The sequence below is a fragment of the Legionella hackeliae genome (assembly GCF_000953655.1).
GTDB lineage: Bacteria > Pseudomonadota > Gammaproteobacteria > Legionellales > Legionellaceae > Tatlockia > Tatlockia hackeliae.
Genome location: NZ_LN681225.1, coordinates 3,319,906 through 3,333,078, shown reverse-complemented (window position 1 = coordinate 3,333,078; position 13,173 = coordinate 3,319,906). Strand labels below are relative to the sequence as shown.

The following is a 13,173-nucleotide window of genomic DNA, read 5'->3' as shown; positions in this document are numbered from 1 at the left end:
GGGATTTTAAATCATTAAGGTCTGAGTACATGATAATTAAACCCAGGATAAAAATTACCAACTCTGCAATTCTATCTTGATCATTTAACTGATTTGAAACAACACTTTAATGAATATTTGAATAGCGACTTAGTTTGTATTTGAGTAGCTCTAAGTATATTGATATTAAAAAATCACTTTTCTTAACTTCAGTTAACCGATGTTTATTTATAGAATTTTTTTAGCTTTCTTAAATATAGTTTTCCCCACATAAGCCCAAATACTGCAGAAATAAGGGAACCAAATAAAACACCTAGTTTAGCTGAATTCAGGTATATTCCTTCTTTGAAAGCTAACATCGCAATAAATATTGACATTGTAAATCCTATTCCAGCAAGTAGTCCAACTAACCAAATATCCTTCCAAGTAAAATTGTGTGGAAATTCGCACCAACTAAAACGTAAAGAAATCCAGCTGAACCCCACTATTCCAAGTGGCTTACCAAAAATTAAGCCTAAAGAGATTCCTGTAATTAGCCATATAGATCCTGGTTCAATGAAGGACTTATAGTTTATTGCAACGCCAGCATTAGCTAGTGCGAACAAAGGGATAATGAAAAAAGCCACCCAAGGATGCAGACTTTTTTCAACTCTTATTACGGGTGGTATTAATTCCCTTTGGGCTAACCTCAACTTGCGTTGAGTCTTCACAGAGACGTCTTCTTCTTTCAATTTGTTTGAGATATAAAATATTGTTGATAATGGCGTTTCACGCATTCGGATTCCCCTAACAGGAGTCATTAATCCAAGAACAATACCGGTTAAAGTTGGATGAATTCCGGTAACAAGCATACCTATCCAAATAATTCCGCCTGGTATTAAATAACCAAAGGCAGAACCAACACCTATCTTTTGGAGACTCCAGACAAATAAAACTCCACAAACTGAAATTAAAAATCCTAAATAGTTGAGTCCTTCAGAATAAAAAATCGCAATTATGAGAACAGCTAAAATATCGTCAATTATAGCCAAAGTTAGAAGGAAAAGCCGTGTGGAGCTTGGAATCGCACTTCCCAATAAAGCGAGAACACCAACAGCAAAAGCAATGTCAGTTGCAGTTGGGATAGCCCAACCATTTATCGCTGTAGAATTTTGATTAAAGACAAAAAATATAAAAGCAGGTACAACAACTCCACCAATCGCCGCAATAATAGGTAGCAATGCATATTTGCGATTACTTAATGAACCATCATGAATTTCTCGACGAATTTCCATTCCAACAATTAAGAAAAAAAATGTCATTAATCCATCGTTAATCCAAAAATGAAGGCTTTTTGAAAAAGTGAATTTCCCTATCCCAAAACTCAATGATGTGTGCCAAAATCGATCATAAGTAGCAGCCAATTGAGAATTTGCCCATATTAATGCAATTGCAGTACTCAGGAGTAGAACAAAGCCACTTACAGCTTCAATTTCTACAAATCGTTGCATAGCTCCATATGCTTTTTCAGCCATTGCTTGTGTAGGAGGCAATGGTTTTATCTCATTGTTTTCATTGGGCATATTTTTCATGTCTGAAGTTCTAATAAATAGCTGATGTTTAGCATAACAGCGAATCTACTCTTGACTCCAATTTTGCTTTAGTTTTCTGTAATAAACTTTATCAACTAATTGCTAGCTCGGTTGCATAATAGCTAACCTACTGATTTATAATAAGAGTTGCGTTTATTATTTGAATTCATCTTTCCTGGGTTCATTCTCGATGTATAAAGAGGGAAAATTATGTGTGGTCGTTTCGCTATTGATACCGATTATAAAAAATCAAAGAACAGTTTGGCATTCACCAAATGGAACTTTTTCCCTAATAATTTTAATGTAGGGGGGCAATCATTGGAACGAAAAGCTACTCTAAACAAAAATACCTAGGCCAGCTTCAGCCATTTTTAACGTATGAAGTTTCCCAAATCATATCATCACGCTAGAAGTAAGAGTAGATTCTTCATGGTGTTGGAGCGCGGGATTCTTCCATGTCCAACCTTCCAGTAAATTCAGATCTACAAAATTATCGGCTCGTTGGTATTCTGGATCGGCATTAAAACCAAGTTTGGAATAAAATATTCTTCCCCCTTGATTTTTTTTACGAAGAAGCAAATGTACTGCATTGAGATCTGGTATCTCTTTGAGATTAATTAACGCATTGACTAACTGTCCACCGATGCCTTTTTGCTGATATTTCGGATCAACCACCAAAAGATTCATGTACACTTCTTTAGGATTCTTATGTTCACGCTCAAATGTTGCCCACCCAGCAATTTTTCCATCTACGCTTACTTGAGCCCAATAATCAAGCTTTCCTTCAAAAAAATCACGGAATTCATCATGAAAGTATTTATCATAATATGCATGAACATCCTCCCAGGTATGCAAACTGCAATCAATGTCAGAAGGAGATAGATATTTTTTATACTCACTAATAAAACTATTAATAAGTACTGCCTTGGACTCTTCTTGATTAATATGTTCAGGATTTTTTATTAACTGCATTATCCCTGTGGACTGTTCTCCTTTAAGAGAGAAGGTATATTTTTTAGGAAGACTTTGAAAAAATAACTTTGGTAACATTTGGAAATCTCTAAAAATTCAGATGGCCAAATGATAAATGACTGGTTCAATTAGAGTCAATTTAGACGTCGACTAAAAATCTTTAGTTATTTTTTATTCACTTTTATTTAATAAGCGCGCCCTCTTTTATCCAAGTCTAAAGGGTTAAGAGCGAGCATTCAGCGCGCAGCAGAGGTAGCTGAAATATTAGAAAAAAATATTTCTGGTCTTGGTCCGGTTAGAGACAGATTAATAAAAAAGGAAATGATTTATAGTCCAAGGTATGGAGAAATGGATTTTACAGTACCGCTATTTTGATGAGTTTATGAAATGAGTTATTCCAACTTTTCAAAACAACTAATAAGTCAAACTGAGTTACAGATGAAGACATATCACCAACCTTAGAGTCAACTAGCTAATGTAACCCGATTTTTGCAACCACGCCTATACTAGTGTAACTATATTTTCAGTTTTTCTAATAAAATAATGTCGGTACCGCGAATATGCGATATTTTTTGTACTGTTACTGAAGTTCCCCGTAGGATTTTTTGTACATCAAAAAATAAATCAAGACCGTGATGTTTCAATGGACGTAATAAAAAGTACGCTTTTCCTTTGTTTGTCAGCGAATTTTCTATCGCCCGAATATAACTCTGAAAGGAACTGTCTAGGTAAAATCGACAACGATTTTTAAATTGGGACGGAGAGAGTGTTCCATGGTCTGGCAGAAAATAGGGGGGATTGCTGATAATCACATCAAATTGTTCTTCCCATTTTTTTTCTTGTAATTCATCATAATTTAGAAGATACCAACGAAAGTTGAGCTCAGGTCGATTAACGTTAGCTATATTTTGATAAAAATAGTCCGTATAAATATCCTGAATCTCAATAAAATCAATGTGTCGGATTTCTTGCAGATGCCACGATAGCTCAATCCCAATGACTCCGCAGCCTGCACAAAGATCCAATATCTTTAGTGAAGAAAGATTTTTGCAGGATTTCAATTGTGTTGCGACAAATTGTGCAAGGTGAATTGAATCAAGGCTGAAATGATACTCGTCCGGTTGTTTGTAATTATAAGTGTAATGAATATTTAGTTCGTTCTGCATTGTATCAATCATTTTGAACTTAGTTCCGCCATTATAATCTTAAATGATTTTATTGTGTTGATTGTTATCTCAATCACTGAACAATGCGCTAAAAAACATAACTTTTTCTTTATTAATATAGTAATTACTTCAATAGACTAATGGCCTATAATAAATAGTAACCAAATACTAAGTAGTACAGGCAGGGACGTTTATATGAACTTAGGTAACTGGTTTCAGCTGGATACAATTCCAAATAACGCGATTAGCGGGCATTATGATATTAAATTGGTCATTCTTTCTTATATTATTGCCGTCCTGGCCTCCTATGTTGCCTTGGATTTGGTGGGAAGTTTGCGTGCTGAGCGTCGCAAAAGAGCGAGAATTTTTTGGCTAATTGGCGGTGCTATTGCTATGGGCTTAGGTATCTGGTCTATGCATTTCGTGGGTATGATGGCTTTTATTATGCCTATGCCGATGAGGTATGAGTTTACCTGGACAGCGGCCTCTTTGTTAGCAGCTATACTTGCTTCAGCATTAGCTCTTTTCATTTTGCAGAAAAAGAATTATTCATTAATTCATTTAGGTCTTGGCGGTATAATAATAGGTTTGGCGATCGCCACAATGCATTATATGGGTATGGAAGGCATGAAAACTCATGTCAACATACACTACTTACCCGGTTTGTTCGTACTCTCAATTATTATAGCAATTGTTGCGGCTGAAGCAGCACTTTGGCTAGCGCTGCGCAGTAATAAAGGGACCAATCGCCAACAATTTCATTTTAAACTGGTTAGTGCATTAATTATGGGGGTTGCTATTTGCGGCATGCACTATACTGGCATGGAAGCCTCTGTCTTTACTCCTCTTACTACTCACCATATGTTCTCGGGTATGCAGATAATTACAACGAATTATTTACCGTTCTTTGTTGCTGGAACAACAATTTTGATTTTAATTTTAGCGTTAACAACCAGTACTTATAAGAAAATGATTAGTAATGAAAAAGAATTTTTAAAGGCGATGTTAAACAATTTAGAGGACGGTATTATCGCTTGTAATTCTATGGGAAAAATAACCATGGTGAATGATTCACTGAATAAGAAAATGTCTTCAAATATTATAGGGAAATACGTCGATGATCTTCCTAAGCATTTTAGCATGTACTCAGTTAATAATGAGAAAATTTTAGATGAAAAATTACCACTAAAGAGAGTGCTAAAAGGCGAAAAAATTCAAGAGTTACCTTTACTAATTAAATTTAATAATAATTTAGTAAATGATGTTGTAATTGATGGTCAAGAAATTCTTAATGCAAGCGGCAAACGGCTTGGAGCTTTAACCGTTATTCATGATGTGACTGAATTAAAAAGAACAGAAAAATTAAAAAAAGAATTCGTTTCTATTGTGAGTCATGAATTACGAACCCCACTTACCTCGATACGAGGTTCACTTGGATTGTTAGTCAGTGGTGTGATGGGAGGATTTTCTGATAAAGCAAAAAAACTATTAGAAATCGCAAACAACAACTGTGAACGATTACTTTTATTAATCAATGATATTCTCGATATAGAAAAAATAGAAGCAGGAAAAATGGAGTTTCAATTAATCGAAGCGGATTTACAAACATTGGTGAATGAGGCGGTTGAAAGTAACAAAATGTATGCTGAAAAATATGGCGTTAAATTTAATCTCCTTAGTCCTGACGAGTCATTTCCAATACAAGTTGATCCAGACCGACTAATTCAAGTATTAAATAATTTGATTTCAAACGCTTGCAAATTCTCAGAGAAAGGAAATAAGGTTGAAATTTCGATTCAAAAACAAAATGGAATCGTGCGTTGCTCTGTCAGCAATTATGGCCCCGAAATTCCCATAGAATTCAGGCCACGTATTTTTCAAAAATTCTCTCAAGCGGATGCCTCAAATACTCGTGGAAAAAGTGGGACAGGGCTTGGTCTTAATATTAGCAAGGCAATTATAGAAAAACTCGGTGGACAGATAAATTTTGCGAGTACACCTGAAAAAACGACGTTTTATTTTGATCTACCCCTGATTCAAAGCCCTGTTTGCGATACATCATTTAGTAACGAAGAGATATTTGCTGATAAAAAATTATTAATTTGTGAAGACGATGAAGATCAAGCAAATTACTTAAAAGTGCTTTTAGAGTCCGCAGGATATGTTGCTAATATTGCGCATACTGCTAAAGAAGCAAAGAAATTATTAACGTCAAATCACTATGAGGCTTTGTTATTAGATTTGGTTTTACCCGATCAGGACGGTGTATCGTTTATTCGCGAGCTACGTTCAAATCGAGAGACGAAAGACATTCAAATCATTGTTCTTTCAGTGATGGCTCAAACAGGACGTACTTTATTAAACGGTGATGCAATCAGAGTAGTCGATTGGTTAGATAAACCAATCGACTTTAATAAATTATTAACTGCAATTAGTAAAATAAAAAACATAGATAGCAATAATAAGCCAAATATCCTTTACATTGAAGATAACCATGATCAGCAGCATCTTATGACAGTTTTATTAAATAAACACGCAAATATAATGACTGCAGATAATCTGCGGGAAGCCAAAGAAATGCTGCAGCAAAGAAGATACGACTTGGTTATTTTAGATTTGTTATTACCAGATGGTAATGGAGTAGATATTTTACCTTGGTTGGCTAAGTATCATTTTCCAGTATTAGTACTTTCAAATCTAGAGCTAAGTCAAGACTATGCGAAATATGTCAGTGATGCATTAATTAAATCAAAGTCATCTAATGAGGTTTTACTAAAAACAATTGCTAATCTGTTGTAAGAAAATTTTTTAGGGGTAATTTTTTGAATAAAAGGATAGAAATGACAAAGAAACTTAAAAATATTTTATATGCTGAGGATGAAGAAGATATCAGATTAATTGCGCAAATTGCCTTAGAAGATATCGGCGGATTTTCAGTAAAATATTGCACCAATGGTGAAGAGGTTTTGTCCATAGCTCAAACTTTTATTCCTGACTTAATACTTCTTGATGTGATGATGCCTTTAAAAGACGGACCAACTACACTCTCCGAATTAAGGCAAGTAAAAGGTTTTTCCTCAATACCAGCTATTTTTATGACTGCTAAAATTCAAGCAAATGAAATTGAGGAATACAAGGAAATGGGCGTTGTTAACATTATTGCCAAGCCATTTGATCCCATGATACTGGCGGCTGAACTTCATAGAATATGGAATCAATATCATGGAAAAAATAGCGAATAAATTACACGAACTCTTTATAGGGTTTTCAAAAAATTTACCGAATAAAATTGAGCAGATAGAGCAGGCTTGGCAGGAGCAGATGGATTGCTTTGATCATGAAAAATTTAAAGTGTTTCATCGCTATGTACATAGTTTATGTGGTTCTGCAGGAACTTACGGATATACAGAGTTAAGTAAAGCAGCACGAGAATTAGAGATTTATTTAAAAAATATATTAGATAACTCCAGTTTGAATGAGGAAGAAGAGCAAACGATCTCTCATTTATTAATTAAGCTAAAGGAAAAGTTAGAATTACCACCACCTAAAATGTTTTCATCAATCCTGGAAACAAAAATCACAGAAAATAAGGTCATCTATATTTTAGAGCAGGAAAAATCGTTTGCAGAAGAGCTTGGAGGCATACTTAGTCAGGCAGGTTATTCTCCTGAACTGTTATCTGATTTAAGTGAATTAGAAAATAAAATTGAACGACATCAATCCATAGCTTTATTGGTTGATACTCATTATTTAATGAGTAGTGATAAACAAAAATTATTAACCAATCTTCTAAAAAAACAAAATGCTCCTCTACATTTATTTTGTATTGTTCCAAATTCACAACTGGCACCACGTTTAATTGCTGTACGAGCAGGCTGCAGTGCTTTTTTTCAGAAGCCAGTAGATATATTTCATTTGATGCAAGTTATTAATCAAAAATGCAGCTTTGAGACAAATATTCCGTTTAGAATTTTGATAGTCGATGACTCTGAATCTCTTGGAGAATATTATTCTTTAATTTTAAAACAAGCAGGAATGGTTGCTAAAGCTATTAACAATCCTATGGATATTTTTAAGCAGCTTGAAAAATTCCGCCCGGATTTAATTTTAATGGATATTTATATGCCTGAATGTACTGGATTAGAGCTTGCTTTAGTACTACGTAAGGAAGACAAATATAATAGAATACCCATCATTTTTCTTTCCACAGAGCATGATAAACGTAAGCAGATGACTGCTTTAAGTGTCGGGGGTGATGACTTTCTAACTAAACCCATCACTCCTGCTCACTTGGTGTCCGCGGTGAGGGTACGCTCGCAAAGAGCTGGTGTATTAAATTATTATATGTCGACTGATAGTTTGACTGGATTATTGAATCATTCAAGCTTTTTAAAGCGCTTAGAACTTGAGTTAGATTATTCTAAACAAAACAATTCAATCTTATCTTTAGTAATGGTTGATATTGATAACTTTAAAAAAGTTAATGATAACTATGGTCATCCTTTTGGAGACACAGTTATTAAAAAATTGGCAACGCTACTAACCTTACGTTTACGTAATCAAGATATAATTGGCAGATATGGTGGTGAGGAGTTTGCTATTCTATTGCCTCAAACCACTGCACACCAAAGTAAAAAAATTATAGAGGAGATAAGACTACAATTTTCGAGTTACTGTTTTCCAAACACTAACTTTTTTACAACATTTAGTGCTGGCATTGCTCAAGTGTCTCAAGCTAATAGTATGAATGAAATAGTGAACCAGGCCGATCAGGCGCTTTATGAAGCGAAGAATTTAGGTCGCAACCAAATCGTTATTTTTAAAGAAATAAAATAAGGCCTTCAAGTAGGCTATATGTCTCAATGAGGCAACACGGATTTAGTGTAAATGATACGGGTTGCCTGAGTTTAACGTTTAGGCAATGCCACGAACAAAGAGCCTACGTTATTTAGCGCATTTGCTTCTATGCCCGCTAAATCCCCCTCACCTTTGTAGACATCAACGTGAGCTCCCATAATAGCGCCACCTGCGTCTTGGGCTACACACCATGAGGTGGAATTTTTACAACTATAGATAAAATTCATTCCAATAGGAATCACTTTGTGATCGGTTGCGCATGAAACGTGTGGGGTTAGAGAAATATTTTCTGAACCATAAGGTCCGCCATATTCTTTAGCAAAAAATACAAAGCTTTGATCGCGGTTTCGCAAGTTGGCGGCTTTATCGCGGTTAAGAGGATGATCCAAATATTGGCGAATTAGCTTTTCTGATGCAGCACTTAGCCTAATTTCTTTTGATACGTTGCAGCGTAACTTTTCTTCATCATGACATTTTGGATCTTTGGCACAGCGTTCCATGGTATCAAGATTGCCCCCACAAGTTGGGTCTTGGGCACATTGAACTATTCTGCCAAGCATGGTGCGTGGTCTGCCATTGTAGCCATCGTAATTAAGACGAAATAATTTACCATCGAGAATTAATGAACCAGAACCCTCTACCATCAAAAAATCTGGATCATTAGGGTCTTTAACATAGCCAATAACATATTTGGGGTGTAAAGCTCCACGACTAATTTCTTCCCGGTCTGGGGCTACAGAGTATTGCCCTTTGTCATTTTTCAAACAAAATCCACGGGGCACTTTGGTGAATGGATCAACCCCACAAAGAGGGGCTTTCAAATTAAATCGCCTGGTTTCCAACGCCACACTCACAACACCAGGGTTACTATAGATGGGGTATAAAAATGATCCGCCACGTTTGGTACGCGCTTCTACGGCAGCAGGTGCATAATAGGCAGTAAATTGAAACTCACCCTTTTTAAATCCGGCGTGATTTTCAGGCCAGCCATCGCTTTTATACCAGTCAAACTCGTTTTTGATGCTGGATAAATATCTTTTAAAATCACCGTGAGCTGCTTTTGCAAGAGTGAGCATTTTTTTGTTGGTATTGAGGCACCATTCTTGACGTTTAAATTTATGACCAGCAATAGTTACTGTCTGAAATTCACCACGGCTTTTATTGCAGTTTTCAATCTGAATATTCAATGCCGTGATAACTTCATCCATATTGCCCACAGGATTATTGAATGGTAGCTCTGATGCTGAAATTTTATGAAATTTAAAGCGCAGGACCCCAGGTTCTTTGGCGGCCATTTTCTGTCTTGTAGTAAAGTCTGCGAGCCTTCTGACATCTAAACAGCGCTGTATAGCGTCGGCAGGTAAAGCTGCTTGAGCAATGGTGCTAAAAGTGATTAAGGCAATGATTAAAATTGACTGAAACATGGATATTCTAGCCTGGCTTTGGTTGAGCTTTTGACAACCTTTAATTGTTTATGAGTTAGATTATATAGGGCAATGGTCAGGTATTCAAAGAGTATGATTTTCTCAATAGATGCGGTGGATTTAATCGGAGTAACTATAGGATTTTTAATGAAAAAAATTGAGGTGATTGACAATTCATCCTACACTGCTGTCAAGATCAAATGTTAATGCACACCCAGAATTACTTTTCTCAATCTTCCCCTAAGGTGATATTATTTAGATCAATTATTGTGTTGTGTGAACAAAAATAATCCAATATAATGAGCGAGTCCAATCACGGTAAAAGGAGCTTTATAGTGCATTACGAAATAAGAAATCTGGGTTGTAAAACCATTGCCGCAATAACCAAAGACTTCTCCAAAATTCCTCAAGGTGTATCCTCTCTTAATTTGAGCGATAACTTTCTTGGTCGCATACCTGGTACTAAATTGGCTCGTCTTTTTGCAAGACTTCGAGGCGTAACTTCACTTAATTTGAGGAACAATCATCTTCATCTCTTACCTGGTATTCAACTAGCACATGTTTTGACCGCCATTCCTCATAGTGCAGGTTTTCTTAATTTAAGTCGGAACTCTCTTGATAAATTTAGCGTTCATGCATTGATTCAAATTTTGGCCGCAATTCCTGCGAGCGTTCACTCTTTGGATTTGAGTGATAATGATCTTCAGATGAAATCCGGTACTGAGTTGGCAAAAATCTTGGCAGCAATCCCTGTGAGAGTGACTTTGCTTAATTTGAGCGAGAATGAGCTTGGTAAAAAAACAGGTGCTGAACTGGCTGAGGTCTTTGCTGCCATTCCTTCAAATGTAACCTCTCTTAATTTAAGTAAAAATTCATTTCACCTCTTATCTAGCGCTGAATTGGCTAAAGCTCTGGCTGCGATTCCTGCGCATGTAACTTCGCTTACTTTAAGTGGAAATCATTTAAATCTCAGAGCCGGCCCCGAATTGGCCGAAATTCTGGCAGCAATTCCTGCAGGTGTAACTCATCTTGATTTAAGCTGGAATCCTCACTTTAAATTGGGTGCTTTAACTCAAGGTTTGGCGGCGATTCCAGCGAGTGTCATTTCTCTTAACCTGCAGGGGAATTGTCTTCACTTGAAATCCAGTGCTGAGTTGGCTGCAGCAATGAAAGCTATGCCTGCGACTGTCACTTCTCTTAATTTGAGTGATAATGGGCTTCACTATAAATCCGTAACAGAATGGATCCAATTCCTGGCTGCAATTCCTCCAAATGTGACTTTTCTTAATCTCAGCGGGAATGAGCTTTATCTAAAATCTACTGCAGAATTGGTAAAAATCTTGGCAGCAATTCCTCCACATGTGGTTTCTCTTAATGTAAGTAGGAATAAGTTTCATCTTAAATCTGCTACGAAATTGGTCAAAATATTAACGGCAATTTCCCCACAAGTGACGTCTCTTAATCTAAGTGAGAATGAACTTAATTTCAAAACTGCTACCGAATTGAGTCAAATTTTGGCAGCAGTTCCCAAAAACATAACCACTCTGAATTTAAGTCAGAACGGTTTGGGTGAAAAATCGGCTGATGAGTTAGTCGAGATTTTGAGCTTAATCCCTGCAACAGTTACTTCTCTCGATTTGAGCGATAATGCCTTAAATAAACTTTCTGCAAGCGATTTGGTGCGTGTTTTAAAAGCAATTCCAACAAATGTAATTATCAATTTAGGGAAGAATAATTTATTGACTAACAAAACCACGACTGAACGAGATCAGTTACTGAAAAGCTTACAACCTCTCGAGCAAAACGGTCGGCTAAAGTTGTCACATAACGGCGAAGCCTCTTTTGCAAGAGCCTTATTGCCAATGTTATCTCTAGTAAAACAAAAAAAACTATCTTTTGATATAGTGAGTCACATCTTAGGTCATCTTTTATCAAACCCTGGAAATGTTTCTGGAATTACTTTACTGAATAACAAAATAACCCAATCGCTTCTGGCAAAAAATGGCTCATTAGTAAGGCATAGTTATTCACGCAATGGGGCTTCGTTTTTTCAAAAACTTCCCATGTTTTTTTGTGATAACTCTTCAAAAATAGAAAGATTAAAAAATTTGGCTAAAAATCATCCTGAAGGTGCTGAGGCAAAAACGTTAAAACATTTTTGTTTAAGAGCAAATTAATCAGTGCGTGATGCCGAGTTACTCACAGAAATTTGATGCAAGATTAACCTACTAAGTGCAACCTGCTAAAGATAGCGGCCGGGCTTACTTGTCCCCATAAAAACCCGGCCAATAAATTGCGACAGACATCATTAATCGCTGACCATTAAAAAAAGTTAACAAGCTTTATCCTAAAAGAATAAGGGGTAGGCCACGATACATTCAATCTTTTGATAGAATTATAATTCTGGTATAAGTAATGTTGTGAAGCATCAGTGAGAATGGATTTACAATGAAAAAAATAATAATCCTATTACTAATTTCATCAGGCTGTTTTGCTGATGGTTATCCAAACAACATAACTGGGCTGTACAAATGCAAGGGATCAGAGATTGATACTGGGCTCGTCTTTTTTTGTAAAATGAATATAAAAAAGACCCAGGCTACCTATGATGTAATTACTAAATGCAATGATGGGACGTTTTATTTAGGAACTGGCATCTATGATGTCGTGAAACACAATCTTTCGCTGATTTTTATGAATCCCAAAAATAAAGAGGAGACTGGGGTTGCCATGGTGGATATAAAGGAAGATGGTACTATGACTTCAGTCTGGACACACCTAAATAAAACTACGCTTGGTCATATGAATTGTGGAAAATCATTTATAGCGGGTTGAATGCGTTACAATATTTGAACCCTGTTTGGGAAGTAATCGATGAAAACAATTTTTTTACTATTAGGTTCTAATGTCTTCATGACTTTCGCGTGGTATGGTCATCTTAAAAACCTCAATAATAAACCGTTGTATATTGCCATTTTAGTGAGTTGGAGCATCGCTTTTTTTGAATACTTACTTCAAGTGCCGGCCAACCGAATTGGCTATAAAGAATTTGATTTAGGGCAATTAAAAATTATTCAGGAAATAATTAATGTGTGTGTTTTTGCTTTTTTCGCCTATTACTATATGAATAAACCAATAGGATTTAATTTTCTTTGTGCCGGTTTATGTATGGTGGGGGCTGCTTATTTCATTTTTAAAACTTAA

At 36.0% G+C, this 13,173-nt stretch carries 10 protein-coding genes; 6 read left to right on the top strand and 4 right to left on the bottom strand.

The window, feature by feature from the left end; genetic code table 11:
* Positions 1-203 precede the first annotated feature (203 nt).
* From nhaA to LHA_RS14700, 3 genes are all read right to left on the bottom strand, one after another.
* The gene (gene nhaA, locus LHA_RS14710; protein WP_231861940.1) at positions 204-1,550 is read right to left on the bottom strand and encodes a Na+/H+ antiporter NhaA; all 1,347 of its coding nucleotides are present in this window, start codon (positions 1,548-1,550) and stop codon (positions 204-206) included.
* Between the two features lie 393 nt (positions 1,551-1,943).
* The gene (locus LHA_RS14705; RefSeq protein WP_045107216.1) at positions 1,944-2,600 is read right to left on the bottom strand and encodes a GNAT family N-acetyltransferase; all 657 of its coding nucleotides are present in this window, start codon (positions 2,598-2,600) and stop codon (positions 1,944-1,946) included.
* A 437-nt stretch (positions 2,601-3,037) separates the two neighbouring features.
* Positions 3,038-3,700 carry a methyltransferase gene (locus LHA_RS14700; RefSeq protein WP_045107215.1) on the bottom strand — a complete coding sequence of 221 codons (663 nt, stop codon included), beginning with the start codon at positions 3,698-3,700 and terminating at the stop codon, positions 3,038-3,040.
* A 183-nt stretch (positions 3,701-3,883) separates the two neighbouring features.
* On the opposite strand from LHA_RS14700, the gene LHA_RS14695 reads away from it, so the two are divergent.
* The 3 genes from LHA_RS14695 to LHA_RS14685 are packed head-to-tail and all read left to right on the top strand — an operon-like array spanning position 3,884 to position 8,524.
* Positions 3,884-6,487 (top strand): MHYT domain-containing protein, encoded by a 2,604-nt coding sequence (locus tag LHA_RS14695; RefSeq protein ID WP_045107214.1) that lies wholly within the window; start codon positions 3,884-3,886, stop codon positions 6,485-6,487.
* Positions 6,488-6,528: 41 nt separating this feature from the next.
* Positions 6,529-6,930, top strand: a complete 402-nt coding sequence (locus LHA_RS14690; RefSeq protein ID WP_045107213.1) for a response regulator — start codon at positions 6,529-6,531, stop codon at positions 6,928-6,930.
* A complete protein-coding gene (locus tag LHA_RS14685; protein WP_102046670.1) occupies positions 6,911-8,524 on the top strand; it encodes a diguanylate cyclase in 1,614 nt (537 codons plus the stop codon). The genes LHA_RS14690 and LHA_RS14685 overlap by 20 nt, the downstream gene beginning before the upstream one ends.
* A gap of 71 nt (positions 8,525-8,595) precedes the next feature.
* Here the strand turns inward: LHA_RS14685 and LHA_RS14680 are convergent, their stop codons facing one another.
* A complete protein-coding gene (locus LHA_RS14680; protein WP_045107211.1) occupies positions 8,596-9,969 on the bottom strand; it encodes an MltA domain-containing protein in 1,374 nt (457 codons plus the stop codon).
* A 335-nt stretch (positions 9,970-10,304) separates the two neighbouring features.
* Here LHA_RS14680 and LHA_RS16250 point away from each other — a divergent pair, with 335 nt between their 5' ends.
* From LHA_RS16250 to LHA_RS14660, 3 genes are all read left to right on the top strand, one after another.
* Positions 10,305-12,146 carry a leucine-rich repeat domain-containing protein gene (locus LHA_RS16250; RefSeq protein WP_052673739.1) on the top strand — a complete coding sequence of 614 codons (1,842 nt, stop codon included), beginning with the start codon at positions 10,305-10,307 and terminating at the stop codon, positions 12,144-12,146.
* Between the two features lie 271 nt (positions 12,147-12,417).
* The gene (locus LHA_RS14665) at positions 12,418-12,804 is read left to right on the top strand and encodes a hypothetical protein (protein ID WP_045107210.1); all 387 of its coding nucleotides are present in this window, start codon (positions 12,418-12,420) and stop codon (positions 12,802-12,804) included.
* Between the two features lie 39 nt (positions 12,805-12,843).
* Complete coding sequence (locus tag LHA_RS14660) at positions 12,844-13,173, top strand: DMT family protein (RefSeq protein ID WP_045107209.1); 330 nt, start codon at positions 12,844-12,846, stop codon at positions 13,171-13,173.

Bases quoted from the DNA above. Each gene is read 5' to 3' on its own strand.
- nhaA (WP_231861940.1), bottom strand. From the start codon at position 1,550: ATGAAAAATATGCCCAATGAAAACAATGAGATAAAACCATTGCCTCCT.
- LHA_RS14705 (WP_045107216.1), bottom strand. From the start codon at position 2,600: ATGTTACCAAAGTTATTTTTTCAAAGTCTTCCTAAAAAATATACCTTC.
- LHA_RS14700 (WP_045107215.1), bottom strand. From the start codon at position 3,700: ATGATTGATACAATGCAGAACGAACTAAATATTCATTACACTTATAAT.
- LHA_RS14695 (WP_045107214.1), top strand. From the start codon at position 3,884: ATGAACTTAGGTAACTGGTTTCAGCTGGATACAATTCCAAATAACGCG.
- LHA_RS14690 (WP_045107213.1), top strand. From the start codon at position 6,529: ATGACAAAGAAACTTAAAAATATTTTATATGCTGAGGATGAAGAAGAT.
- LHA_RS14685 (WP_102046670.1), top strand. From the start codon at position 6,911: ATGGAAAAAATAGCGAATAAATTACACGAACTCTTTATAGGGTTTTCA.
- LHA_RS14680 (WP_045107211.1), bottom strand. From the start codon at position 9,969: ATGTTTCAGTCAATTTTAATCATTGCCTTAATCACTTTTAGCACCATT.
- LHA_RS14665 (WP_045107210.1), top strand. From the start codon at position 12,418: ATGAAAAAAATAATAATCCTATTACTAATTTCATCAGGCTGTTTTGCT.
- LHA_RS14660 (WP_045107209.1), top strand. From the start codon at position 12,844: ATGAAAACAATTTTTTTACTATTAGGTTCTAATGTCTTCATGACTTTC.